General features: G+C 37.2%; 18 protein-coding genes. 8 read left to right on the forward strand and 10 right to left on the reverse strand.

The features are described from left to right. Positions 1 to 9: 9 nt before the first annotated feature. The 3 genes from ileS to porZ all read right to left on the reverse strand — a co-directional run bounded on the left by ileS (position 10) and on the right by porZ (position 6,707). Positions 10 to 3,414: an isoleucine--tRNA ligase gene (gene ileS, locus AWV75_RS12075; protein WP_060874613.1), complete on the reverse strand. Its 3,405-nt coding sequence runs from the start codon at positions 3,412 to 3,414 to the stop codon at positions 10 to 12. Positions 3,415 to 3,669: 255 nt separating this feature from the next. After that, positions 3,670 to 4,383 carry a DNA repair protein RecO gene (recO, locus tag AWV75_RS12080; RefSeq protein ID WP_060874614.1) on the reverse strand — a complete coding sequence of 238 codons (714 nt, stop codon included), beginning with the start codon at positions 4,381 to 4,383 and terminating at the stop codon, positions 3,670 to 3,672. After that, positions 4,383 to 6,707: a type IX secretion system anionic LPS delivery protein PorZ gene (gene porZ, locus AWV75_RS12085; RefSeq protein WP_060874615.1), complete on the reverse strand. Its 2,325-nt coding sequence runs from the start codon at positions 6,705 to 6,707 to the stop codon at positions 4,383 to 4,385. The genes recO and porZ overlap by 1 nt, the downstream gene beginning before the upstream one ends. A 264-nt stretch (positions 6,708 to 6,971) precedes the next feature. On the opposite strand from porZ, the gene AWV75_RS12090 reads away from it, so the two are divergent. The 5 genes from AWV75_RS12090 to AWV75_RS12110 all read left to right on the forward strand — a co-directional run bounded on the left by AWV75_RS12090 (position 6,972) and on the right by AWV75_RS12110 (position 12,755). After that, entirely contained in the window at positions 6,972 to 8,057 is a 1,086-nt protein-coding gene (locus AWV75_RS12090; protein WP_060874616.1) for a PCMD domain-containing protein, read from the forward strand. Next, entirely contained in the window at positions 8,044 to 8,865 is an 822-nt protein-coding gene (locus AWV75_RS12095; RefSeq protein WP_060874617.1) for a porin family protein, read from the forward strand. The genes AWV75_RS12090 and AWV75_RS12095 overlap by 14 nt, the downstream gene beginning before the upstream one ends. Positions 8,866 to 9,142: 277 nt before the next feature. Then, a complete protein-coding gene (locus AWV75_RS12100; RefSeq protein ID WP_231738114.1) occupies positions 9,143 to 10,273 on the forward strand; it encodes a PCMD domain-containing protein in 1,131 nt (376 codons plus the stop codon). Positions 10,274 to 10,285: 12 nt separating this feature from the next. Further along, positions 10,286 to 11,068: a porin family protein gene (locus AWV75_RS12105; RefSeq protein WP_060874618.1), complete on the forward strand. Its 783-nt coding sequence runs from the start codon at positions 10,286 to 10,288 to the stop codon at positions 11,066 to 11,068. 46 nt (positions 11,069 to 11,114) lie between these two features. Then, positions 11,115 to 12,755, forward strand: a complete 1,641-nt coding sequence (locus tag AWV75_RS12110) for an MAC/perforin domain-containing protein (protein WP_060874619.1) — start codon at positions 11,115 to 11,117, stop codon at positions 12,753 to 12,755. A 69-nt stretch (positions 12,756 to 12,824) separates the two neighbouring features. Here the strand turns inward: AWV75_RS12110 and AWV75_RS12115 are convergent, their stop codons facing one another. After that, a complete protein-coding gene (locus tag AWV75_RS12115; protein WP_060874620.1) occupies positions 12,825 to 14,093 on the reverse strand; it encodes an alkaline phosphatase family protein in 1,269 nt (422 codons plus the stop codon). A gap of 94 nt (positions 14,094 to 14,187) precedes the next feature. On the opposite strand from AWV75_RS12115, the gene AWV75_RS12120 reads away from it, so the two are divergent. Next, entirely contained in the window at positions 14,188 to 14,982 is a 795-nt protein-coding gene (locus tag AWV75_RS12120) for an NAD(P)H-binding protein (RefSeq protein WP_060874621.1), read from the forward strand. Positions 14,983 to 15,012: 30 nt separating this feature from the next. Here AWV75_RS12120 and AWV75_RS12125 read toward each other — a convergent pair whose 3' ends face one another. The 5 genes from AWV75_RS12125 to ricT all read right to left on the reverse strand — a co-directional run bounded on the left by AWV75_RS12125 (position 15,013) and on the right by ricT (position 20,889). Further along, positions 15,013 to 15,669: a CoA transferase subunit B gene (locus tag AWV75_RS12125; RefSeq protein WP_060874622.1), complete on the reverse strand. Its 657-nt coding sequence runs from the start codon at positions 15,667 to 15,669 to the stop codon at positions 15,013 to 15,015. A gap of 28 nt (positions 15,670 to 15,697) precedes the next feature. Beyond that, positions 15,698 to 16,396 carry a CoA transferase subunit A gene (locus AWV75_RS12130; RefSeq protein ID WP_060874623.1) on the reverse strand — a complete coding sequence of 233 codons (699 nt, stop codon included), beginning with the start codon at positions 16,394 to 16,396 and terminating at the stop codon, positions 15,698 to 15,700. Positions 16,397 to 16,463: 67 nt separating this feature from the next. After that, the gene (locus AWV75_RS12135) at positions 16,464 to 18,764 is read right to left on the reverse strand and encodes a penicillin-binding protein 1A (protein WP_060874624.1); all 2,301 of its coding nucleotides are present in this window, start codon (positions 18,762 to 18,764) and stop codon (positions 16,464 to 16,466) included. Positions 18,765 to 18,779: 15 nt separating this feature from the next. After that, the gene (locus AWV75_RS12140; RefSeq protein ID WP_060874625.1) at positions 18,780 to 19,274 is read right to left on the reverse strand and encodes a gliding motility lipoprotein GldH; all 495 of its coding nucleotides are present in this window, start codon (positions 19,272 to 19,274) and stop codon (positions 18,780 to 18,782) included. Continuing rightward, positions 19,261 to 20,889, reverse strand: a complete 1,629-nt coding sequence (ricT, locus tag AWV75_RS12145; protein WP_060874626.1) for a regulatory iron-sulfur-containing complex subunit RicT — start codon at positions 20,887 to 20,889, stop codon at positions 19,261 to 19,263. Before ricT ends, AWV75_RS12140 begins: the two co-directional genes overlap by 14 nt. A gap of 302 nt (positions 20,890 to 21,191) precedes the next feature. Between ricT and AWV75_RS12150 the strand changes: the two genes are divergently transcribed. Next, the gene (locus AWV75_RS12150) at positions 21,192 to 21,950 is read left to right on the forward strand and encodes a 5'-methylthioadenosine/adenosylhomocysteine nucleosidase (RefSeq protein ID WP_060874627.1); all 759 of its coding nucleotides are present in this window, start codon (positions 21,192 to 21,194) and stop codon (positions 21,948 to 21,950) included. Between the two features lie 37 nt (positions 21,951 to 21,987). Here AWV75_RS12150 and AWV75_RS12155 read toward each other — a convergent pair whose 3' ends face one another. After that, on the reverse strand, positions 21,988 to 23,061 hold the full coding sequence (locus AWV75_RS12155) for an endonuclease/exonuclease/phosphatase family protein (protein WP_060874628.1): 1,074 nt from the start codon (positions 23,059 to 23,061) through the stop codon (positions 21,988 to 21,990). Positions 23,062 to 23,171: 110 nt separating this feature from the next. Between AWV75_RS12155 and AWV75_RS12160 the strand changes: the two genes are divergently transcribed. Further along, a complete protein-coding gene (locus AWV75_RS12160; RefSeq protein ID WP_060874629.1) occupies positions 23,172 to 25,991 on the forward strand; it encodes a TonB-dependent receptor in 2,820 nt (939 codons plus the stop codon). Positions 25,992 to 25,999: the final 8 nt, after the last annotated feature.

A 25,999-nucleotide genomic window follows, 5' to 3' on the forward strand; every position in this document is an offset into this window, starting at 1 on the left:
ATTTTAATTTTATTTTAAAATTAATACTCGTGTTTTCAGCTCATCAAACTCTACATCCACTCCGTTTTCTAGCGTGTCTACAAATTCTAATGTATGAGTTAATGTTTCAGATTTTATATAATCTTCATTAGCCAAAACAGCTTCTTTTATTTCTACTACATCTTGCAATGTAACTTTTACTTTATCTGTAACTTCGAATCCACAATCTTTACGAATATTTTGGATACGGTTTACTAACTCTCTGGCAATTCCCTCTTTGCGCAATTGCTCTGTAATTGTAATATCCAGTGCAACTGTAATACCTCCTTCATTAGCCACTAACCATCCTTCGATATCCTGAGAAATAATCTCCACATCCGAAAGTGTTAATATAATACTTTTTTCTGTTAATTTTAAAACTATTTCACCATTTTTCTCAATCTCAGCAATATCCTCTTGGGTGAAATTTTGTATTTCCTTAGCAATCAAGCCCATATCTTTACCAAAACGCGGTCCTAATGTTTTAAAATTAGGTTTTATTTGTTTCACTAAGATACCCGAAGCATCATCTAACAGCTCAATTTCTTTTACGTTTACCTCCGCTTTAATCAAATCTTCAACAGCTTGAATCTCTAAACGCTGATTTTCATCCAAAATTGGAATCATAATGCGTTGTAACGGTTGACGTACTTTAATCATTTCTTTCTTGCGAAGTGATAAAACTAAAGAAGAAATAATCTGCGCTTTATGCATTCTGCTTTCTAACCCTGCATCGACAAATGAAGCATCAAATTTCGGGAAATCAGCCAAATGTACGGATTCAAAATTTTCTGAATTCGTTATTGATGTTAAGTCTCTGTAAAGTCTATCCATGAAGAATGGAGCAATAGGAGCACCTAATTTAGCTACTGTTACCAAACACGTATATAACGTTTGATATGCCGCAATTTTATCTTGCGCATATTCCCCTTTCCAGAATCTTCTACGACACAAACGCACATACCAATTACTCAAGTTTTCTGTTACAAACTCAGTAATTGCTCTTGCTGCACGCGTTGGTTCATATTCTGCATAGCACTCATCTACTTTTTGCACCAATGTATTTAATTCGGATAGAATCCAACGGTCAATTTCGGGTCTATCTTGAACAGGAACCTCTGCTTCTGCGTATTTGAATCCATCAATATTAGCATACAAAGCAAAGAAGTTATAGGTATTATATAATGTACCAAAGAATTTTCTTCGTACTTCTGTAATACCTTCTAAATCGAATTTCAAGTTATCCCATGGGTTTGCATTTGATATCATATACCAACGTGTTGCATCAGGCCCATGCTCAGCTAGTGTTTCAAATGGATCAATTGTATTGCCTAAACTCTTAGACATTTTCAATCCATTCTTATCCAATACCAGTCCATTTGACACCACGTTCTTATACGCTTTTGTATCAAATACCAACGTTGCAATCGCATGAAGTGTATAAAACCAACCACGGGTTTGATCCACTCCCTCAGCGATGAAGTCAGCTGGATATGCTCCGTTCTGATCCACCAATTCTTTATTTTCAAATGGATAATGCCATTGTGCATACGGCATTGCTCCAGAATCAAACCAAACATCTATTAAATCAGATTCGCGATACATCGGTTTACCACTTGGAGAAACTAAAACGATACCATCTACTACATTTTTGTGCAAGTCGATTTTGTCGTAGTTTTCTTCAGACATATCGCCAACGATAAATCCAGCATACGGATTATCTTTTTGTAGTCCTGCTTGTTGAGATTTTTCAATCTCCGCCATCATTTGCTCTACTGAACCAATGATTAATTCCTCTGTTTTATCCTCTGTTCTCCAGATTGGCAATGGAATACCCCAATAACGAGAACGAGATAAGTTCCAATCATTGGCGTTTTTCAACCAATTTCCAAAACGTCCTTCTCCAGTTGCTTTTGGTTTCCAGTTTATCGTCTCATTCAATTCGAACATACGGTCTTTTACCTCTGTGATCTTGATGAACCAAGAATCTAAAGGATAATACAATACCGGTTTGTTGGTTCTCCAACAATGTGGGTAACTGTGTACGTATTTTTCTACTTTGAATGCTTTATTCTCTTCTTTTAGTTTAATTGCGATTTCAACATCTACCGAACGTTCTGGTGCAGTTCCTTCATCATAATACTCATTCTTCACATACTTACCACCTAACTCTTCGCCCATTTCTTTCACAAAACGGCCTTGTAAATCAACTAATGGCACAGGATTTCCTTCTGCATCCAAGATTAACATGGCAGGTACTTCTGGAGTTGCTTCTTTTGCAACCTTCGCATCATCCGCTCCAAATGTAGGGGCAGTATGCACAATTCCAGTACCGTCTTCTGTTGTAACGAAATCTCCAGCAATTACTCTGAAGGCATGTTCTGGATTTTGGTAAGGCAACGTATACGGCAATAACTGTTCGTATTTAATCCCTACTAAATCAGCTCCTTTAAAGTCTTTCACAACCAAATAAGGAATTTTCTTATCTCCTTCTTTGTATGCGTTTAATTCTTCTTCTGTTTCTACTGCAGCAAATTTCCCAGCGAATTGTTTCCCTACTAGAGGCTTCGCTAGAACAACTTGAATCGCTTCACCTGTATACTGGTTGAAGGATTTCACTAAAGCATAATCGATTTTTGGTCCAACCGTCAAAGCTGTATTGGATGGCAACGTCCAAGGTGTTGTCGTCCAAGCTAAGAAATGGATAGTTCCAAAACCTTGTAAAAAGTCTGGTAATGTAGCCTCTATCGCTTTAAACTGTGCAACAATTGTAGTATCTGTTACATCTTTGTATGCCCCTGGTTGGTTAATCTCATGTGAAGACAAACCTGTACCTGCTTTTGGCGAATAAGGTTGGATAGTATATCCTTTGTACAATAAATTTTTATCATAAATCTGTTTCAACAACCACCATACTGACTCCATGTACTTTGGCTTATAGGTTACATACGGGTCATTCATATCCACCCAGTATCCCATTTGTTGCGTCAGTTCATTCCATAAGTCTGTATAACGCATTACTGTGCGCTTACATGCTTGATTATATTCTTCGATGGTAATCTTTACCCCGATATCTTCTTTCGTAATCCCTAATTCTTTCTCTGTCCCTAATTCAACAGGTAATCCATGCGTATCCCAACCTGCTTTACGCTTTACTTGGAATCCCTTTTGTGTTTTATATCGACAAAAAATATCTTTAATCGTACGAGCCATTACGTGGTGAATCCCAGGTTTACCATTAGCTGAAGGTGGTCCTTCAAAAAATACAAAAGGCTTATTATCCTCTCTCGTACTAATACTTTTCTCGAATATGGATTGTTCCTTCCAAAACTCTAGCATCTCAGATGCTACCCCTGACATGTCAAGATTCTTATATTCTGTAAATTTAGCGCTCATCGTTATTATTCTACTATTTTTTAATCAATTGGGCGAATTTACGCATTTTCATTTAATTACAAACCAAATAATTGCTACTAAAAAGAGCAAAAATTGACTGTTTTTTGTTTTTTTGAGATTGGATGGTTGTTTTTTTGGGGAGGCGGTGAGGTGGTGAGGTGGTGAGACGATGAGACGATGAGAGGGTGAGAAGGTGAGAAGGTGAGGAACCTCACAAAGAACAAACCTCACAAAAAAACACCTCATCGCCTCACCTTACGAAAATACTTCCTTCAAGATCTCCAGTGATTTTGGTTTTCTGAAAGCCGTAAAATGTACTTCATAATATTTCATCAGCAAGGCTAAAAGTGTTTTTCGATCTCGAGAAGAGAATATCTTTTGATCCGATTCAAACCCTAAGTCTAACAAACGCTTGAACAAAAATGTCTCTTCTGCATCAAAACAATTTGCAACGTGAATATCAGTAAACACGCCTTCATACCAATCAAAATAGTGACAATCTATTGCTGAGGAATCAGGATAAAATCCGAGGTATTTTGATAATTCAACCAAGAGCAACAAGTGGAAATTCGCTGTTTCATCGTGTGTATCTAGCCATAAGAGTGCCGTCTCAATAAACGAATAAAATTGCTCATCGCGTTCTTGTTCACTCACCACCATGCTGAGAATTTCACTGACAAAAAGAGCTATACTATTTTTGGAAAAATCATAATAAATGCTGTGATATACTTGATCAACCTTAATTTCTTTCAAGTACTCCATCCCACCTTTATTTTTAAAAGCGAATGTAATATCCAGCAACATCAAAGGCTGAAAATACGCTATTTTCTGTGCGTTTTTTCCTTTAGCAAATGCATTGCGAACAAAAAAGGTCTGAATCCCTACTTCTTTCGTCAAGCATTTCACAATCAAGCTTTTGTCTTGGTATTTTATAGCCTGTAATACAATGGCTTTTGTCTGTATAACCATTAACGAATAATCATCAATTTTTTAACCTTGGTATTGGCGTGATCAACCGATGAGACCATGATCAAATACACGCCTGAAGCAACTCTTTTACCATTGAATGCATGTGTATCCCAAACCACAGTTCCTCCATTCGAGGTTGCTTCAAAAACTAAATTCCCTTCGATATCTGTAATTTTTACCACAGAGCGATCCATCAATCCAACAATACGCACTTCGCCAAGGTATTCTGGGCGAACGGGATTGGGATAAGCATAAAACGAACTATTCGTATCTTGCCCTTCAGAAGTATCCGCCATAAAGGAAACAACACCTAAGTCAGTGGCAAAAAACACCTCACCTGATATAGGGTCTGTCGCAATATCATTGATGGTATTACTAGGCAATGGGGAATTATCTTTGGTGAAATGGTAGACGATACTCTTACCAGAAGCAGCCACCAAAAATACTCCTGCATCTGCAATTGCCACCCATTTTTTATTGGCGCCGTCCACTTCTATTTTCGTGATATACTGTTGATAAAACAATTCTTCTGCAATTCCATTTTCTTCAATCACAATATTGGTTGGTTGTAAACTCGTTGTTTGCAAAAATTGATTGACGTTTTGAATCACACGCAATCCTTTATCGGTACCAATCCACAATTGATTGTTTTTATCTAACGCTAAGGCACTAACATTATCAGAAGGGAGATTACCCAAATCTGAATTCAGTTTGGCAATGCGATTATTTTTTGTCTCATTAAATGCTGTTAATCCATCTTCTAGGGACGGGATCCACTTGGTCTCATTTTTATCCACCACTAAACGCCCGTAATTTCCTCTTTTGTAATCAAACATACCGTAAGTCGAATAGTAAGATTGCCATTTTTGATTCGCATCCATAGCCTTCAATGCACTAGATACAAAATTATTTGTTACCCACAGTTTTCCTTGTTTATCAAACACAACGCCATTTACACGTACGGTGGCATAGCCTGGAGGAAAGGAAGTGTCATTGGGATCAATTTCCATATTCTCTAAGCCAGTAGTTCCTGTATTTTCATGGTTAAACAAGACAACTTCACTATCTTGAATACTATTGTTCTTCCATTTTATTTGGAGTAATCCTGAATGGTAAGATCCTACATACAATTCTTTGTCATTTTTGGGATTTAACGCGGCATACGTTAAGGCACGTGCGTCTTTCAATGCGCCAAATGGCAAAAATTCCCATCCCTTTTTCTTATTAAAGTAACTCAATCCTTTGGCTGCTAAAGTAGGCACATACGGGTTGTACGTATTTTTATCATATCCGCCACTAATGAACCACGTACCCTCTCTTGTTGCCAAAAGTGAAAATACACGATTAGATTCCGGTCCATCAGGCGATAAAGATTCTTTTTGTCCCCCTTTTGCCAATTGAAAAAGTCCTCCTGAACTACTCGCAAAATAATATACCCCATTCACCTCAACAGCATCCACAAGATTCCCATGTTGGATTGTTTCAATTAATTGATTTCCTCCTTGTAAAGTCAGTACTTGGGTTGCTGTAATCACTAACAATTGTCCTTGCTCGTTTTCATTGAAGTTTACTAAAGGTTGATTCGCTTTCGCTACGGTTACGACTTGATTCGGCTGAACTAATTGATAGAGGGTTTCCTCATCTTTCGCGATCAAGAAAATTTTATCCCCTATTGCATACCCTTTTTCCCAGCTTTCTCCATCCTCCCAATTATTCCATTGGCGGAAATCAACCTTATTCGGGTTTTGGAGGCCAATCTGTTTAATCCCCTCAGCTGTAAGAGCTAACAAATCTTGATTCGTCGCTACAATATCCTTCACGATGCTATTTCTTCCATTGGATCCAATATAATAGCTATCCCCAAATGAATTATCATTCATATTGAACGCACTAATCCCATAATTCGTAGCGATATATACTTGTCCTTTAACCTCTAGAAAAGCGTTAATTCGACGTTCAAAAACCTGTAAAGAGGGTTTATTTTTAATATCCGATAGGGTGCGTATACGATCATTTTTCAAATCAAAAACGAGCAAGCTACCATCTTCATTTCCAATTAAAAGTTTTTGATGTACCTCACTAAAATACAAGGCTGTAATTTGATTGGTTTTTAACCCACTAATGGAGTTGTACACTTCAATATTCTGTTGATTGACTGAAAAATGCAACAAAGCAGAAGGCGTTGCTCCAAAAACAACGTCGCGTCCTTTTGCAAGAGCCACAACTTCGGTGTAAGAGAAATAACTATTCCACTTGTGATTATCTTGAGCCCAAAGACTCGTAACTCCTAAAAGCAACAAATAAACTAAATGCTTGGTTTTCATACAGACTATTTACAATCAAACAAATATACTACTATCAAAAGAAATATGAACTTCTTCTTTTCATTTTGGGTTTCCCTTTGCTATGAAGTTAAAACCAGCAAGATCAACCCGAGTTCAATGCTCTATTTTACAAAATAAAAAGCAAAAAATAATCGTTTTAACTAAACAAAAATATATTACCTTCCATGTTATAAAAAACATAACACAAAGCCATTAAATTTGGCAAGAAAATTGTAAATATGTTATTAATTAATAATTTATCCTATGAAACACTCCGTTTCTTTTTATTTAGTTGGACTCAGCTTATTGTGTAGCAGCTGCATCAAAGATGAAGAACTAGACACAAATGCCGACATATTAGAAGCTTATATTCCCAGTGAATACCTTAAAATGGATCCAATTATCACGAATACTTCGGTAGAATTCAGAGTAAAATCAAATGTAGATCTAGCGCATCAGTCGCCCTTTTTCATTATTTCTCCCAACGCCACTATGGATCCACCGAATGGGGTTACGCGAGATTTTTCAACTGCTCAAGAGGTAGTTATCATAGCCCAAGATAAACGTTGGCAGAAAAAATACCTGGTTAGCTTTACGAGTGATGAATTGAGTACCTATTATGACTTCAACAATGCAGAGTTAACTGACAGAGATCGTTACTATCGCTTTTATGAAATTGGTTCTAACGGAGAGAAAATTTACGATTGGGATAGTGGAAATCAAGGATATGCTACAATAGCTGGTTCAACACCGCCAGAAGCCTATCCAACAACAGTAGCTCCGGGTCGTAGAGGCGGATATGCCGTTAAAATGCAAACCGTATATACTTCAAATTTTGCTGCAGCAACGGGAAATCCGATTGCAGCAGGTAACTTATTTCTGGGGCAATTCAAGCTCAATCCATTTAATACGCTGAAATCCACTCGCTTTGGACTTCCTTATAACGGAGCTTTGCCTCAAACTTTGCGAGGTGTATATAAGTACACGCCTGGAAAAGTAGTGACGGATGAAAATTATAACGAAGTACCTGGTGCACAAGATTCATTTGACATCTATGCCATTATTTTTGAATTACAGAAAAAAGACAACTACCTAACAGGAGATCATGCCTTTGTTGATCCTCGCAATGTTGCCCTTGCGCGCATCACAGCAGAAGATCGTAAGGAAACAACAACGTGGAGTACCTTTTCCATTCCATTTACCATCGTTCCAGGAAAAACCTACGATCCAAACAAAGATTATATGATTGCCATTGTCATGACCTCAAGTATTGATGGGGCAGACTTTAAAGGCGCTATTGGCAGTACACTTTTAGTTGATGAAATAGAATTAGTTTATGAAAAAGAATAATACACTTCCGTCTTTATATTTGCTGTTGATCTGCATACTTGTATTCCCTTACGATTCATTTGCTCAGTCACCTGATATATCAACGATAGAACCAACAACTCCCTCTGCTTTTACAACATTCTTCACAAAGAATACCGCCTATCAAGCTCGTGCACAATTCAGCATTGGCGGAAGTACTCCTTTGGGAATACCTGCACAGATTCGCGAAATCAACAGCTACAACCCTACCTTACAATTGGGATTAGAAGTTAATGCAACCAAATGGTTCACGGATGATCAGACATGGGGAATTCGAACAGGACTCCGCTTTGAAGGACGTGGTATGAGAACAGATGCGCGAGTAAAAAACTACTACACACAGATTGATGGTGAAGAGGGCAAGCAAACGAAAGGGTATTTTACAGGAAATGTAAAAACAAAAATGAAGAACTCTTACATCACTTTTCCAGTACTTGCGGTATACAATGTCAATTCTAAATGGAATGTTTACGGTGGTGTTTATTTATCTGGACTCATTGATGGTGATTTTACAGGGTATGTATATGATGGTGTACTACGCGAAGGGAATCCCATTGGAACACCCATAGAATTTGAAGAAGATGCCAAAGGAGAATACGACTTCTCTTCTGAATTAAACCGTTTTCAATGGGGTGCGGAATTGGGATTTGAATATAAGGTGAATAGTCAATTTCGCTTGTTTTCAGATTTAAATTGGGGACTCAATGGTTTATTTAAAAAAGATTTTGAAGCCATTACGTTCAACATGTACAGTATTTATCTGAATCTTGGCTTTGGCTATCAGTTTTAAATAAAAACTGCACCTGGTTCAAAATATAGACTATAATCGCAAGATTGTAGTCTTTTTTGTTCCAAGCCCATCACCTTTTTAGCACAAAAAAGAGTTTTTTACTTAATATTACTAAAATAACCCAACATTTTCATACATTTTAAGCATTGAAAATCACAATCTAAGGTAGTAAAATGCAGAAAACGCGTATTCTCAACATTATAGCGTAAATTTGTAAAACAAAGGTTATACAACCTTTACCATTACATGATATAAATATTAATAAACACTAATTTCAATGATGAGAAACAAATACTTTTTTCTTTTAACCCTATTGATAGGGTTATTTTTTTCATCTTGTGTCAAAGATGAAGCGTTAAACACGGAGGCCGATATTATAACAGCTAAAATTCCCGATAACCTAACAAAGTTACCCGTAGAAATTGAAAATGATTTTATTACATTCTATGTGAATAGCAATGCTGATATCACTCAATTAGCACCTGAATTTACTCTAACAGAAGGAGCAACCATAGATCCCAGTAGTGGTACAGTGAGAGATTTCACGAACCCACAGTTCTATACTGTAACATCACAAGATAGAGCTTATTCCAAAACCTATAAAATTAGCTTTTACACAGCTGAAATATCTAGTAAGTTTTCATTTGAGAATACCCGTGTATTTTCAAATGGTGGTTTTTATGAATGGATTGAAATTGATGGAGATAAAGAAGCTCGAATTTGGGATAGTGGAAATGCTGGGTTTTATCTCAGTTTCTTGACAGATCCTCAAAATAGACCTGATAAAGATCATATGATTACTACCATTGAACCTCAAGGGAAAATAGGCCAAGGTATAAGATTGGAAACACAAAAAACAGGCAAAATGGGACAAGCTTTTGCAGCTATAGCAGCTGGAAACTTTTTTACTGGAAAATTTGAGACTAATATTACAAAACCTGAAGAGTCTCCTCGATTTGGGACCAATTGGGAAAAAGCACCAACTAAATTAATTGGTTATTTTAAGTATAAAAAAGGAGATTCTTTCGAAATCAATAGTAAAGATGGACAAAGTAATCTAACAGAAGACACTTTTGATATTTATGCCATTTTCTTTAGAAAAGATTCGGCTAATGATTACCTTAAAGCAACACATGGTTTTAGATTCATTGACAATCCTCAAGATGATCCGCGTATTCTATCCTACGCAAGAATTAAACCAGAAGATCGAATCGAAACAGCGCAGTGGACCTATTTCGAATTACCCTTTATCACTATTGCAGGTAGAAACTATGACCCTACTGCGGAATACATGTTAGCCATCGTTCTAACTTCAAGTCTTGAAGGAGACAAATACAATGGAGCTATTGGAAGTCGACTTTCAATAGATGAAATTGAAGTGTTAACAGATCAAGAAGTAAACAACTAATTCAAAAAACAAATGAATTTTAAACATATACTCTCTGGGTGTTTGTTCTTTGCGCTAGGAACAGCCCTATATGCACAAGAAGTACAAGAGAAGCCCTCCTCTGCATTTCAATCCTTTTTTACACAAAAAATGGATTACCAAGTAAAAGCTCAGTTTAGCATTGGAGGAGCCGCTCCCTTGGGATTACCTCGTGAGATTCGAAGTATCAAAAGTTACAACCCGGGTTTACAAACTGGTTTTGAAGCCAATGCAACAAAATGGGTGAACCAACAGTGGGGCGTCCGACTAGGGGTTCGATTTGAAGAAAAAGGAATGAAAACGGATGCACGTGTAAAAAACTACTTAATACAAGTAAATTCTGCTAAAGGTCCAAGTAGAGGATACTTTACAGGAGATGTTCATACCAACGTAAGCAATACATATTTAACCTTTCCCATTTCAGCCGTATATAACTTATCTGAAAATTGGAATTTATATGGAGGTGTCTTTTTATCTGGTTTAATTGATCGAAATTTTACTGGAAATGTATCGAACGGTTACTTACGTGAAAATACACCAACAGGTTTAAAAGTAGAATTTAATGATGATGCTTCAGCTGATTTTGACTATTCTGATGATTTAAATCGCTTTCAATGGGGCTTTCAAGCAGGTGGTGAATGGAATTTAAACAGTCATTTTAGGCTTTTTAGTGATGTAAGCTACGGTGCAAATCGATTATTTAAAAAAGACTTCGAAGACATTTCTTTTAGTATGCACAATATATACTTGAACCTAGGTTTTGGTTATCAATTTTAATTTTTTTAGAATTTAAATTATACCAATTAATATTTAAAACTATATTATGAAAACAAAATTATTTTTAACTACTTTATTAGCATTCGCTGTACTAAGTTGTAGTGAGGAGGAGGATTTCACTAAAAAAGAAGATCTAACTCAATCAAAAGAAATTATTCTTAAAGAAAGAACTAGTAAAGAGCCTTTTATTCTAAAGCTAGAAAAAACAGAAAGAACACCTTTCACAACTCAAAATAATTCTGACTTAATTGATTTCAAAAATTATCTTGGCCGAGTTTATAATTTAGAACATCTCCAAGACAATGTTGAAAGAGGCATTAGATTTCCAGTAATTGATGTTAATCGCTATGTTAATGATAGACCTGATGCATTACTGATTCATAGAATTGGAGAAAGTACTTACAAAAGCACAGCATTTAAAACTTTTGGCGAGCGTGAAAGTTATGTTTTAAACGAGAAAATACGAAATGTTGATGGTAATACAAATTTCAGTATATATGGAACAAGAATTTCACTTGGTGTTCAATCTAAATATACTAAAACATTTACACAGTCAATCTTAAACAAAAGTAACCTTATATTTGGTCAATTAGATATTGGCATTATTGATAGACAATATGAATTATTTATGTCTCCTAATACTTTAGAACTAATTAGAGCTAAATATTTGTCTGAAATGTTTTTATCTGAATTATATAATAATAACGGTCAGGATTTCCTAAATAATTACGGTAGATTAGTTCTTTCCAATTTTTTCACTGGTGGTTTAGCAACTGCAATGTATGTTGGAGACGGTAAATATAATAGAACTGAAACGGAACTAAAAAGGGACGTAAATTATACCATTGATGGCTCTGTTACTTTTCCAATAACTGGTAGTGGAGGAAGTACTAAAATAGTAATTGGAAATAGAAATGAAAATAAAGTAATAACTACTCAAAGTTTAAACACTGTACTTTGTTCTGTCCAAACTGTTGGCGGTGAATATGGAGTAAATGTCAGTAGTAATCCTAACGATATAAACCAAACAAGCATCAACCTAACAAGCTGGTATTCTTCTCTTAACGATAGAAATAGCACCGTAATGACAGATGTTGCCCCCAAAGGATTAATACCTATTCACAGCTTTATTGCAGAAGAAAACATTAAATTCTACATTGATAATATTATAAACACAAGACCATTTAATGGTGGTAAAAAACTTGTTGAACCTAAAATAGTAATATCTAATTTTTACTTTCCTGATACTGGTAAAGTTATCTACAATATTGCTTTACAAACAAGATTTACAGACTACTTATTACTAACAAATGACTATGAATTAAGTGAATCACAAGATGAATTTAATTCAATAGTTGATAATTTTTTAAATAGTACTAAATTAAAAAATAGTCCATTTAAAAATCTAAAAATAGTGAAGGATAATTTCGTCTTTTATACTGTTGCTCGAAAAGAGAACTATATTAGACCTGTTACAAACTTTGAAGGAAATAATTTTTACAAGTTTACTGATCAAAACACCAACATGACCTATCTACACACGAATGAAGGCAATACTAAATTTGCGTATGCAATTAAAGATCAATACATTTTAAACACATATGGTATTAAAGACTGGGTAGATAACCTAATAGAAAAACCACTTGACTATAGAGATTTTAAAAACTATACAATTATAGGATTATAACTAATACTAATAAAAAGCAGCGATAAAATTAATTTACCGCTGCTTTTTTTATCCCTATAAAATCAACCTTTATTTCAACACCTCTTTGGCAACTGCTCCAGTTCCATCTAATTGCTTCTCATCTACAGATAATCCTAAGATTTTTGCAATCATTGGATAGATGTGTACATTCTCAAACGATTTGATTGTATGCTTCTCTTTGATATTCGGTCCAACAGCCATAAATAACGCATGCATTTCTTTCACCTTTGCAGGGTCAAAACCGTGACTTCCAGCCAAAGGTCTATTCGTAAAGTAATACGGAGCATGGGCAGTCAATACAATATCACCTACTCGATTATAACGATCATCTTTCGATCCGAAGTGATACTCTTGAGGTAAATTATCTTTTAGATGCACCTCCATTAATTTAGGATCAATAGCTTTTTTTATCTTCTCATACCAAGTTTTAATCTTCTTCGGATCTTTGATAAATAAGCTTACATATGTTCCATTAGAAGCTACTGCCATTTCTTTTTCATCTACTTCGAAAGGCAATTTTAATAGCGTTTTTTGATCTAATTCTAACATTCCATGATCAGAAACGATAAATAAGTTAATTGGCAATCCTGAATCTTTAACTAAAGTATATAGTTTTTCCATGGCCTCATCTACATACTGAACTGCTTTTTGAGTTTCCTCAGCGTCTGGGCCAAACTGGTGTCCGGCATGATCCACTTCAGGCATATAAAACGTAATGAAATGCGGTCGTTTTTCTGCGGGTAATTTCAACCATTCTTTTACTTGTACTAAACGACTATCGATATCCGATTTTTCTGAATATTTGTAATAATAGGTTGGTAGTACTTTTTGAATTGGTGCCTCAGATCCTGGCCAATAGTAACAAGCACTCAACATGCCTTGTTGTTCTGCTAGTACCCATAGCGGAGTACCACCATACCATTTCGCATCCGTAACGGCCTTTGCATTACCCAATGAATAGCGTTCTTCCGTATTTCTGTCGTACATGTTATTTCCAACCAAACCATGATGTCCAGGATACATCCCCGTCACAATAGAATAATGGTTTGGAAAAGTAACAGAAGGATACGAAGGGATTAGCGATTCTGCTTTAGTTCCCAAATTCGCTAGTTCAGCTAAAAACTTCGCCTCGTGTTTTTCAATATAATCATAGCGAAACCCATCCAAGGAAACTAAAATAACATAAGGACTTTCTTCGCTCTTTGGATCATTTTTTCTTTCTTCTATAACCAGTTGCTTCTCTATTTCTTGGGCTTGCAAGGCAAAACTTCCCCCTACAAGAAATAAAGTCATCAAGGATAATGCTAATTTTTTCATGTCTACTGAAATTTATAATTTCAAATATCACCAGATAAATTCACTCCCCCAAAGGAATTGCTTACTTTTAGCATTTAATTAAAAGATACGCCAGATGAAAACGATAGGAATACTAGGTTGTGGTTGGTTGGGTTTACACCTAAACCACTATCTTCAAGATAAACAATACACCATCAAAGGATCGACAACAAGTGAGGCTAAAATACCTGAATTACGAGCTGCCAACATAGATCCTTATCTTGTGAATTTACAAGAACCAGACGAAGAACAAATCCAACTCTTTTTAAAAGATGTAGACGTGTTAGTCATTACTATTCCTCCCATTCGAGGAGAAGAAAGTGACTTATATGCCCGTAGTTTTGAGCGATTAATTCCTTATCTTAAACAACAAGGCGTACAACAAGTCATGATGATGAGTTCTGTTTCCGTATATAGCCCTCAAGAACAAGAAGTAACAGAAGAAAGTGTAGACTACAGCAACGATCCGACAAGCAAACAGATTTTAGCTGCTGAACAACTATTGTTGAACACCAATGAAATCACAAGTTGTATTTTGCGCTTAGGAGGATTATTTGGTCCAGATCGCAAACCGGTGCGTTATATTGTGAACCGTGGCGTTCTAGACAACCCCGATTTGCCTGTGAACATGATTCACATTCGCGATATTGTAGCCTTTACGGCGGCTCTACTTGCCCAAGGATTAACCACCACTACAATATACAATTTAGTATCTCCTCATTACAAGAATCGTTTAGACTATTACACCCAAGAAGCGGAGGAATTAGATTTAACTCTCCCTCCACTAGGAGAAAACGATTGGAAAACCTATCGCAAAATTACAGGCGATAAAATTGTTCAACAAACGGGTATACCTTACCAAACGCTATAAAAAAAGGAGGTTTAAAACCTCCTTTTCTATTTAATCTATATTCATTTCTGGAATATCTCCTTCAATAATTAGCGTTACCTCTGTTGCTTTGATAATATCTTCCACAGAAACACCTGGTGCTCGTTCTAAAAGCTTCATTCCATTCGGTGTCACTTCCATTACCGCTAACTCCGTAACGATCTTTTTTACACATCCTACTCCCGTTAATGGCAAAGAACATTCTTTTAAGATTTTTGATTCACCTGCTTTATTCACGTGCATCATCGCCACGATAATATTTTCAGCAGATGCAACTAAATCCATTGCTCCTCCCATTCCTTTTACCATTTTACCTGGAATTTTCCAGTTGGCAATATCTCCCTTTTCAGAAACCTCCATCGCTCCTAAAATAGTCAAGTCTACGTGTTTTCCTCTGATCATACCGAAGCTCGTTGACGAATCAAAGAAAGACGCCCCTGGTAAAGTGGTTATCGTTTGTTTTCCTGCGTTAATTAAGTCCGCGTCTTCTTCTCCTTCATAAGGAAATGGTCCCATCCCTAAAACGCCGTTTTCGCTTTGAAAATCAACATTCATTCCTTCTGGTACATAATTCGCTACAAGTGTTGGGATACCTATACCTAGGTTTACAAAAAATCCATCTTGTAATTCTTTTGCAATTCGCTTTGCAATACCTACTTTATCTAACATAATTTCTTTTTAAACGGTTGGTGGGTTACTATCTTTGACGTACAGTGCGTTGTTCAATTCTCTTTTCATATTTTTCACCTTGAAAAATACGTTTTACGAAAATACCAGGCACATGAATTTCATTTGGATCTAGTGTTCCAATTGGCACTAATTCTTCTACCTCAGCAACTGTAATTTTTCCAGCACCTGCCATACATTCATTAAAGTTTCTTGCTGTTCCCTTAAAAATTAAGTTCCCAGCCTCATCTCCTTTCCATGCTTTTACAATGGCAAAATCTGCGTCAAAAGCTTCTTCTAAAATATGAGGTTTTCCATTGAAAACACGTACTTCTTTTCCTTCTGCTACTTCCGTTCCATAACCAGCTGGAGTGAAAAAAGCGGGAATTCCCATCTTAGCAGCTCTACATTTTTCTGCTAAAGTTCCTTGTGGAGTCAACTCTACATTCAGTTCTCCTGACAGCATTTGACGTTCAAACTCTGCATTTTCACCAACATAGGATGAAATCATCTTATCAATTTGGTGTTTTTGCAACAACAAACCTAGACCAAAATCATCTACACCTGCATTATTAGAAATACACGTTAAGCCTTTAATATTCTTGCGAACAAGCTCTGCGATTGAGTTTTCAGGTATTCCACACAATCCAAAACCACCAAGCATTATCGTCATATTATCTTGAACATCAGCTAATGCTTCCTGAACATTGGCTACTTTTTTGTTTATCATAATCTTTGGTTTAATTAACTGCTCTAAAGTATAAAAAAAACGCCTTTAAAAAAAGGCGTTTTCAATATTAGAAATCAAATTCATTTGTGTCTAGTCCTTCGTCTTCCGTCTCGGCTTCTTGCACAATTTTTGTACAATCTACTCGAATGGATAATCCTTCTGGAACTTCAAAAGCAGATTTAGAAACATGTAATGTTTTATCTGCGTAACATTTATTCATAAACAAGCCCCAAACTGGTAATGCCATCGTTGCTCCTTGTCCATATAACATGGTTTTAAAGTGAGCGGCGCGATCATCATTACCTACCCAAACACCCGTTGCTAAATTGGGAACCATTCCAATAAACCAACCGTCACTATTGTTCTGTGTCGTTCCAGTTTTACCTGCGATTGGATTCGTAAATTTATAAGGGTGACCAGTTACTCGTTTATATCCTGGACCTTGCCACGTCGTTCTCAAACGCACCCCAGAACCACTTTCTGTAACTCCTTCCAGTAGTTTTACTACCGTGTAAGCCACATCTTTGCTCAATACATCTTTTGTTTCTGGCACAGCATTAAATAAGATAACGCCATTTTTATCTTCAATTCTCGTTACGAAAACAGGCTTCACATAAATTCCTTGGTTCGCAAACGTACTGTAAGCTGCTACCATATCACTTACGGTAATATCAACTGCACCCAACGCAATAGCTGGACTTTGTGGGATATCTGCTGATACACCCAAATCTCTAGTCATATTTACTACCGCTTTCGGTCCTACTTTATCCATCAACTTAGCTGTAACAGTATTCACTGATCCCGCTAAGGCTTGCTTTAACGTCATGATTCCTTTGTAACTTCTATTTGAGTTTTGAGGAGACCAATCTTGGCTAATTCCATATCTACCTTTTGGCATTGTAAATGGTGAATCGATAATGGAATCACAAGGAGAATAATGCAATTGTTCAATCGCTGTCGCGTATACAAATGGCTTAAATACAGACCCTACTTGTCTAGCTCCTTGCCCAACGTGATCATATTGAAAATGTTTATAGTTGATTCCTCCAACCCAAGCCTTAATATGACCGGTTTGTGGTTCCATCGACATCAATCCTGTTTGCAAGAAATGCTTGTAATAAATAATAGAATCTCTTGGTGTCATCATCGTATCAATTTCTCCTTTCCAAGAGAAGATACGCATCTCTGTTTTTACTTTGAAAGAATTCAGGATTTCCTCTTCCGATTTACCTTGTTCTTTCATTTGACGCCAACGTTCTGATGTTTTCATCGCACGATTAATAATCGCCTCTGTTTCTTTATCATTAATATTAAAAAACGGTGCATTTTTATTGTTCTTTTGCTGGATGAAGAACTCCTCTTGTAAATTACTGATGTGTTCTTGTACCGCTTCTTCCGCATATTTTTGCATACGCGAATCGATAGAAACATAAATTTTTAAACCATCTCTATAAATATCGTAGGTTGTTCCGTCTTTTTTCGGGTTTTCTTTCACCCAACGGCGCATATAATCGCGTAAATACTCTCTAAAATAGGTCGCAATTCCCTCTCTGTGACTTTCTGGTGTAAAGTGTAAAGACAAAGGAAGTTCTTGCATACGAAGACTTTCTTCTTTCGTAATGAAGTCATTTTTTGCCATTTGGTGCAAAACGACATTACGTCTTTTCTGTACTAATTCAGGTCTACGTACAGGGTTAAAATAAGCCGGATTCTGAAGCATTCCTACTAACATAGCCGCTTCATCAATAGTTAAATCTTTCGGCTCTTTACCTAAGTATACTTTTGCTGCCGAACGAATTCCAACTGCATTATTTACGAAATCTGCTTTGTTCAAATACATCGTCAAGATTTCCTCTTTGGTATATTGGCGCTCTAATTTAATCGCAATAACCCATTCTTTTGCTTTTTGTGCAATACGTTTCGCTAAGTTACGAGATCCTTCCCCGTGAAATAACAATTTAGCGAGCTGTTGTGTAATTGTACTTGCACCACCACTACTTCCTACAGAAGTCACGGCACGTAAAGTCCCTCTAGCATCAATACCAGAGTGACCATAAAAACGCTCATCTTCTGTTGCAATCAACGCTTGCACCAAATGAGGAGGCAAATCGTCATAGTTTACAGGAACGCGATTTTCTAAATAGAATTTCCCAATCGTCTTTCCGTCTGAAGAAATGATTTCGGTTGCCACGTTACTTGAAGGGTTTTCCAACTCATCAAACGTAGGCATTGCTCCAAAAACTCCCCAAGAAGCACAAAGGAAAAATAGTACTATAGCCACACCCAACCCAAAAAAGGCGATCCAAAAAGCAGATACATACTTTTTGAAATTAGCGGCATTTTTATTCGTTTGTTTTTTGTTTTTCATACAACTTTAAAAAACTTATTCTGCTTTTTCGATTCTCAATCCAACTTCACTTACCCCTTGTAAGGCAGGGACACCTTCTACCTCTCCTAGTGCTCTAACAGCTTGTTCTACTGTCATTTTATACTTTCCAGTTTCGTTGAAGATGTAGTGTTCTTTCAACCACAATGTACTCTCTTTCACATCTGAAAAACCATTCCCTAACAGTGCACCATTAGGATCAGCCATTTGAAATTGAATCGTATCAATTACAATAGCTGTACTAGGTTTGTAAATTTTAAAAATCACAAACATATTACTGTATGGATACTCATTATTTACTCGGACATTCATAAACAAATTATGAGCCGTCAATGTATCTTGTACATCCCAAACAAAGGTCTTCACGTCGTTTTTCTCCCAGACCCCTTTCGTGGGTTGGTACTCATCAAAAACTACTTTGCTATCGTGTTTACAGCTAATAAACAAGCATAACAAAAAACTCAAAGCTAAATAAAGACTATTTATTTTCACCGTCTTGTTTATTTGTTGGGTTTGTATTCGGGTTTGTTGGTCGAGGTTTTCTCGGTTTTGGTTTATTGGATCTCGGTTTTTGATTCTTGCCTTGGTTTTCCTCAGTTCCTTGTTCATTCCCTGATTTAGGCTCTCTATTACCGCCTTTTTTATCCAATTTGCCCTCAGATTTACCCTCTACTCTTTCATTTCGATCCGCCGGTTTTCGCGTTGATCGACCTTCTGTTTTGCGTTCTGGTCTACCTTCTGCTCTTTCGTTGCGATCTTCTGCTTTGCGCTCAGGTCTACCTTCCGTTTTACGTTCTGGTCTACCCTCCGTTTTGCGTTCTCCCTCCTTGCTTACCGGTCTATCTTTACCATCTGCATTTTTAGCAGGCCTATTCTTTGGTCTGCGTTTTCTATCTTCTCTTGCATTTGAGGCATCCTTATCTTCGGCTCCTTTGGCTTCTGCCCCTCTAGCAGGTGCATTGCCTTCTCGCTCTCCGGATTTACCTTTTGCCTTGGTATTTTTTCTTTTTCGCTTTGGTTGATCAAAACGCGTTACACTATCTTGCTCTACTGCATTTTGGAAGTGATCTTTATCTGAAGGAATATCCTCGCTATAACTTTCAAGTTCATTTCCTTTTTCATTCTGTGCATTTAACTCCAAGATCTCTTTCACTTGCTCTGTAGTCAATACATACCAATTGGCTGAATTATTAGCATAAGCAAACCACATTTGCCCTTTGAAAATATCTATTTTCTGACAAAAAGCAATTCCCTTCACTGTCATTAGTTTCGTATCTGAATCTGGCATATCTTTCAATGCCTCTAAATACGTATCCAATTCAAAATTTAAACAACATTTTAGTTTCCCACATTGTCCTGCTAATTTTTGTGGATTCAGGGACAATTGTTGGTAACGTGCTGCTGCTGTATTTACACTTCGAAAATCCGTCAGCCAAGTAGAGCAACACAATTCTCTTCCACAAGATCCAATACCGCCTAAGCGCGCTGCCTCTTGTCGGAAACCAACCTGTTTCATCTCGATTCGAATGCTAAATTCTCTTGCAAATTCTTTAATTAACTGTCTAAAATCGACACGCTCACTAGCGGTATAATAAAATGTAGCTTTTGATCCATCACCTTGAAACTCAACATCAGATATTTTCATTTCTAGGTTCAAACTGATGGCAATCTCTCTTGCTCGCATTCGCACAGGTTCTTCTTTTTCGCGAACTTCCTGCCAAATATCAATATCTTTTTGTGTTGCTTTGCGATAGATTTTTAGGATTTCTCCGTCTGGATCTGCTTTCTTTTTTTTCATTTGAACCTTAACCAGTTCACCGACTAAAGAAACAATACCCACATCGTGTCCTGGGGAACTTTCAGTTGCAACAATATCTCCCATTGCTACTGTTATTCCACTTGGATAACGATAAAAATCTTTTCTTCCGTTCTTAAATCGAACCTCAACTATATCAAAGATGCTGTCTGAATTTGGATAAACCATATTTGACAACCAATCAAAAACTGCTAATTTATTACAGCTATCTGTTCCGCATGTTCCTTTACTCTGACACCCTCTGGGTACGCCATTACTATCTGTCTTCGTTGAACAATTTGTACAAGCCATTTATATATTTATGTATTTATATATTAATCCTTCTAAATTAAGAAGGAATTATTTTCTCACTTTTCGTTGTAAAGATACTATTTTTTTATAGGTTGATTGAAGATTTTTTTAGGACAAACAATTCTCTGTTTCCTTGTAAAAAAAAGGAATAAGTCACAGATCGTTATTTTATTAGCTAAAAAAAGCAGTTAAAACCAATTGTGCTGTGCATTGGATTACAATCGTTCAGCTATCAATCAGTGAATGCTCCTTACATATTAAACATTTATTTCTACTTTTGATGTTCACATATACAATTCTACATGAAGGAACAGATCATAGGAATCATGGGGGCTATACCCCAAGAAGTCGATGGCATTATCGCTATTTTACAAGATAAAAAGACCATTACCCTTGGCAATCGCACCTACTACCAAGGCGTATTAGGCAAGCAAAACGTGGTGGTGGTTTATTCGCGCATTGGTAAAGTTGCTGCTTCTGCAACGGCTTCCGCCCTACTGTTGCGTTTTAATGTTAGTGAAATTATTTTTATTGGTGTTGCTGGAGGCATTGCTCCTCATATTGAAGTAGGCGATGTCATTGTTGCACGAGATTTAATTCAATATGATATGGATGTATCTCCTTTGCGTCCACAATACGAAATTCCCTTGCTCAACAAGACGTATTTTGAAACAAGCGAAATGCGTTCTAAGCAAGTGATGCAACACATTGAACGTTTTCTATCCCCTGATATCCTTTCTGCGAAGATTGCCCCTCAAGAATTGGATAAATTTGCAATCAAGCAACCCCAAGTTTACTTTGGGACGATTGCCAGTGGTGACCAATTTTTTTCCACGAATCAGCAAAAAGAAAATTTACAACAAGCACTTCCAGATGTACTATGTGTAGAAATGGAAGGAGCAGCAGTTGCCCAAGTCTGCTACGAGTACGGTATTCCTTGTACGGTAATTCGAACCATCTCAGACAAGGCGAATCAAGAAGCTAGTTTTAGCTTTGAATCCTTTGTAAAACAAGTATCACAAGTATACGGACAAGAAATTATTGAACAGCTGTTTCAATAAAAAAAGAGGTAGCAGTAAGCTACCTCTTTTTTTTTGCTCATCGTTTACGCAACAGGTAGACATACACGGGAAAATGATCGCTAAAACCAGGTTCGCTACTACTATTCCTCAGTGGATACCCCTTGTATTGTCCTGTAGATTGCACCATAAACGGTTGCTGAAAAATACGCGCTTTCCAATACGTCCAACTTTCTTGTTGTCCTTTCAAAAAAGCTTCGGTAATCACAATGTGATCAAAAATGTCCCACGCATCTCGATAGGCTAATGTACCGTATCCCTGTTTCGCCATTTTTTCCATCGGATTAAATAATCCCTGAACAGCAACCTTATGCTTGACTCCTTCGGTTTGAAGAACCTTTTTCATACTCGAATTAAAAGGACCATCATTCATATCCCCCATCGTGATGACTTTCGCCTGTGGATTGATGCGCTGTAAAGAATCGATAATTTTCTTATTTAATGCGGCAGCTGCTTCCCTATTGGGACGACTCAATTGTTCACCACCTACTCTCGAAGGCCAATGGTTGACAATTACATGTATTTCTTCTCCATCCAATAAACCCGAAACTAATAATTGGTCTCGTGTAAAAATCCTCTTTTCCTTTTGCTCTTTTCGCTTCCTTGGATACTGAGTGTAGATATACAACGGATGTTTCGACGTGTGAAGCACGGTAAAATGCTGTTGATCATACAACAAACCGACATCAATGCCTCGCTTATCAGGAGAATCAAAATGCACAATACCATAATTCGTTGCTTGTAAGGCTGATGAACGCACCAAATCTTCCAACACTCCTCTATTTTCTACTTCCGCTACACCAATAATGGTTGCAGGCATCGTAGGATTGTCCTCACGACCTACTTGCGACAAGACACGCGCTAAATTGTTAATCTTCTTTTCATACTTCTCCTTTGTCCAGGCTCTTGCTCCATTTGGCGTCCAATCTTCATCGTAAATTTTTGGATTGCGTATGGTATCAAACAGATTTTCACAATTGTAAAAAGCAATCGTTCGAATATGATACTGCCTTTCTTGAGCAAGACTCATCCTCATCGACAAAAACGCAATAAAAATTATCATTTTCAAACACATATTCTTTATTTCATTCATTTTTATAACATTTAATCATTATTATTAATTAAAAATAAAGAATAATTCAATAAAAAATTAACTTTATAAGAGATAAATCAATTCCAACCCTTTTTTAATCAAAATAATTTATGAGAGTAGTATTACTTCTTTTATTTCTAGCCCATTGCTCGAATTTAGCTCACGCACAACATCGAGTAGAACTCAAAGGAAAAGTAGTTGACGCACGATTCCACCGACCTTTGCAAGAAGCCTTAGTACAAGTTAGCAACTCGGATCAGTACACTTTAACAGATGCCTCAGGTGATTTTGTTCTAGCTGTTCCCATCAAAGAGACTTGTATTATTGAAGTATCTTATCCTTCTTGTATTACACAACGGTTTACCCTGTCCCTGCTACCGCATCAGCTTCTCGATATAGGTACCGTCGTGTTAGAAGAAGATTCCACCACAGTAGAACATTTTGGCTTAATTCCGTTGACTGACAATGATTTGGATGACGACGATTCAAGTACTGAAGGGTCTGCGAGTTTACTTCAAGCGACCAAAGATCCTTTTCAACAAGCGGTTGCTTATACGTGGAGTTCGGGATTTTATCGCATGCGTGGATTAGACCAGTCGTATGGCAAAACGCTTGTGAACGGTTTAGTCATGAACAAATTACAAACGGGTCGGCCACAATGGAACAATTGGGGAGGTTTAAATGATGCTACGCGGAATCAACTCTTTACGATAGGCGTTCCGCCTTCTCCTCTTGCTTTCGGGGGTATTTTAGGTACCCAAATGATTACAACACGAGCCGCTATGATGAGAAAAGGAATGCGCATCGGCTTTTCTGGATCCAACACTAGCTATCGTTGGCGCACCTTTGGAACCTATGCCTCTGGGTTGCGTAAAAACAACTGGGCGTACGCTGTTTCTGGTTCTTATCGCGGAGCCAAAGAAGGATATTGGCCTGGGAGTAATTATGATGCTACTTCTTTTTTTGTGGCTGTGGAGAAGAAAATCAACCCTCAACATAGTTTGAATCTTTCTGGCATATATGCCAAAAACAAACGGGCTAAAACTTCGGTCAATACGCAAGAACAAATAAACTTAAAAGGTATAAATTACAATGCTTATTGGGGGTGGCAACAAGGAGAAAAACGCAATGCTCGATATAAAGACCTAGCAGAACCCTTGGTCATGCTCACCCATTATTGGAATATTAATGAACATAGTACGCTGACCACAACAGTAGGCTATCAATGGGGCTATAGTGCCAACAGTAGGCTGGACTATCAAGACAACCTCAATCCTGACCCAACCTACTATAAAAATTTGCCCAGCTACTATCTCGCTCAAATTGATGCTGCATATTGGCAGCTATCCTCCAATGAATTTGAAGCACTATCAGATGAAGATCCTTTTAAACAAGCAACATGGGCAGCTTTACAACAAGCCAAGGGTGCACAAGCAGCCTTTATCCGTGAGGGACAATTGGATTGGGCAAGTATCTATCAAAAGAATCAACAATTCAACGGACAGAGTAAGATTATTCTCTTTGAGGATAGACAAGAAGATCGAACGCTTGCAGCTACGACCAATTTCCACACCGTATTGACAGATCACCTTACCCTAGATGCGGGTATTACCTATCGAAAACTACGTACATCCAATTTTAAGAAAGCTGTTGATTTACTGGGTGGAACCTACTACATGGATATCGATACTTTTCAAGACATCGAATTGCGCGATAGCAATTTATACCATCCCAATCGTCAGATTCGCCTTGGAGATACCTATGGTTACAATTACCACATTTCAGGAGAAGAGGCAGAAGCATTTACCTTATTTACGTTTAATTACAAACGCTTGAGCTTTTACTTTGCGGAACAGCTGCACTATACGGCATATCAAAGGGAGGGATTGTATAAAAATCCGCTTTTTCCCACAACTTCTTTTGGAAAAAGTGAGGTTGTTCTATTGAATAATTTGGGGATCAAAGGTGGATTTACCTACTACCTCTCCGGAAAGCACATCTTCAGTGTCAACGGGGCCTGGTATAATCAACCACCAACGATACACAATACCTTCCCGTCCATTCAAGTGAGCAATACCATCATTCCGAATTTAAAGCCAGAAACGGTTTTGGGGTTTGATGCAACTTACAACCTAAGAACGCCTAAGTTTCAAGCTAAACTTACTGGGTATATTGCTAATATCAGTAACAGTACGCAACTAACGACGTATTATACAGAAGGTTTAGGTCTTGGTGATACAAAAGGGGTACTGCTTTCTGAAATTCTCACGGATATAAACAAGTGTCATGTTGGTGTTGAATTTGGAGCGGCTTATCAACTCACTCCCTCGTTGCGGATGACAACTGCAACAGGTATAGGCCAATCTTTTTATACGCATGATTCTCAATTGCAACTACAAACGCAGCAACTTGTAAAGCCTTTGGATTATGGAAAAGCTAAACTGACCAACTATCGCCTTGCAAATGGACCGCAAACGGCCTTGTCTTTCGGAATAGAATATAGAGCTCCCTCATTTTGGTTTATCAGTACCTCGTTCAATTATCTCGCTGATGCCTTTGTTCAAGTCGCTTCTTTAAAACGAACGCAAAATTTCATTATGGATCCTGAAAAAGTAGGACAAACCTTTGATGATTTAACACCCGAAGCATTACATCGCCTGCTAAAGCAAGAGAAACTCCCTGCCTTTTCCTTGGTTGCCTTAACTGGCGGTAAATCATGGCGACTTTTAAATCGCACCATCCTCGGTTTCTTTGCTTCTGTGCAAAATCTCTTGAACACCACCTACAAAACAGGAGGATATGAACAAGCGAGAAATGCTACTTATGCAGAAGAGATTGCCCGCTCTAAAGGAGGTCATCCCATGTTTGGGACCAAATATTGGTTCGGTTATGGACGCAATTTTTTTATTCAGGTTTACTATAATTTTTAATTTTCTAC

Origin of the sequence: Myroides odoratus (assembly GCF_001549985.1) — a bacterium.
In the GTDB taxonomy this organism is placed as follows: Bacteria; Bacteroidota; Bacteroidia; order Flavobacteriales; family Flavobacteriaceae; genus Flavobacterium; species Flavobacterium odoratum_A.

Excerpts from the sequence above, each read along its gene's own strand:
- ileS (WP_060874613.1), bottom strand. The coding sequence starts at position 3,414 with ATGAGCGCTAAATTTACAGAATATAAGAATCTTGACATGTCAGGGGTA.
- recO (WP_060874614.1), bottom strand. The coding sequence starts at position 4,383 with ATGGTTATACAGACAAAAGCCATTGTATTACAGGCTATAAAATACCAA.
- porZ (WP_060874615.1), bottom strand. The coding sequence starts at position 6,707 with ATGAAAACCAAGCATTTAGTTTATTTGTTGCTTTTAGGAGTTACGAGT.
- AWV75_RS12090 (WP_060874616.1), top strand. The coding sequence starts at position 6,972 with ATGAAACACTCCGTTTCTTTTTATTTAGTTGGACTCAGCTTATTGTGT.
- AWV75_RS12095 (WP_060874617.1), top strand. The coding sequence starts at position 8,044 with ATGAAAAAGAATAATACACTTCCGTCTTTATATTTGCTGTTGATCTGC.
- AWV75_RS12100 (WP_231738114.1), top strand. The coding sequence starts at position 9,143 with ATGATGAGAAACAAATACTTTTTTCTTTTAACCCTATTGATAGGGTTA.
- AWV75_RS12105 (WP_060874618.1), top strand. The coding sequence starts at position 10,286 with ATGAATTTTAAACATATACTCTCTGGGTGTTTGTTCTTTGCGCTAGGA.
- AWV75_RS12110 (WP_060874619.1), top strand. The coding sequence starts at position 11,115 with ATGAAAACAAAATTATTTTTAACTACTTTATTAGCATTCGCTGTACTA.
- AWV75_RS12115 (WP_060874620.1), bottom strand. The coding sequence starts at position 14,093 with ATGAAAAAATTAGCATTATCCTTGATGACTTTATTTCTTGTAGGGGGA.
- AWV75_RS12120 (WP_060874621.1), top strand. The coding sequence starts at position 14,188 with ATGAAAACGATAGGAATACTAGGTTGTGGTTGGTTGGGTTTACACCTA.
- AWV75_RS12125 (WP_060874622.1), bottom strand. The coding sequence starts at position 15,669 with ATGTTAGATAAAGTAGGTATTGCAAAGCGAATTGCAAAAGAATTACAA.
- AWV75_RS12130 (WP_060874623.1), bottom strand. The coding sequence starts at position 16,396 with ATGATAAACAAAAAAGTAGCCAATGTTCAGGAAGCATTAGCTGATGTT.
- AWV75_RS12135 (WP_060874624.1), bottom strand. The coding sequence starts at position 18,764 with ATGAAAAACAAAAAACAAACGAATAAAAATGCCGCTAATTTCAAAAAG.
- ricT (WP_060874626.1), bottom strand. The coding sequence starts at position 20,889 with ATGGCTTGTACAAATTGTTCAACGAAGACAGATAGTAATGGCGTACCC.
- AWV75_RS12150 (WP_060874627.1), top strand. The coding sequence starts at position 21,192 with ATGAAGGAACAGATCATAGGAATCATGGGGGCTATACCCCAAGAAGTC.
- AWV75_RS12155 (WP_060874628.1), bottom strand. The coding sequence starts at position 23,061 with ATGAATGAAATAAAGAATATGTGTTTGAAAATGATAATTTTTATTGCG.
- AWV75_RS12160 (WP_060874629.1), top strand. The coding sequence starts at position 23,172 with ATGAGAGTAGTATTACTTCTTTTATTTCTAGCCCATTGCTCGAATTTA.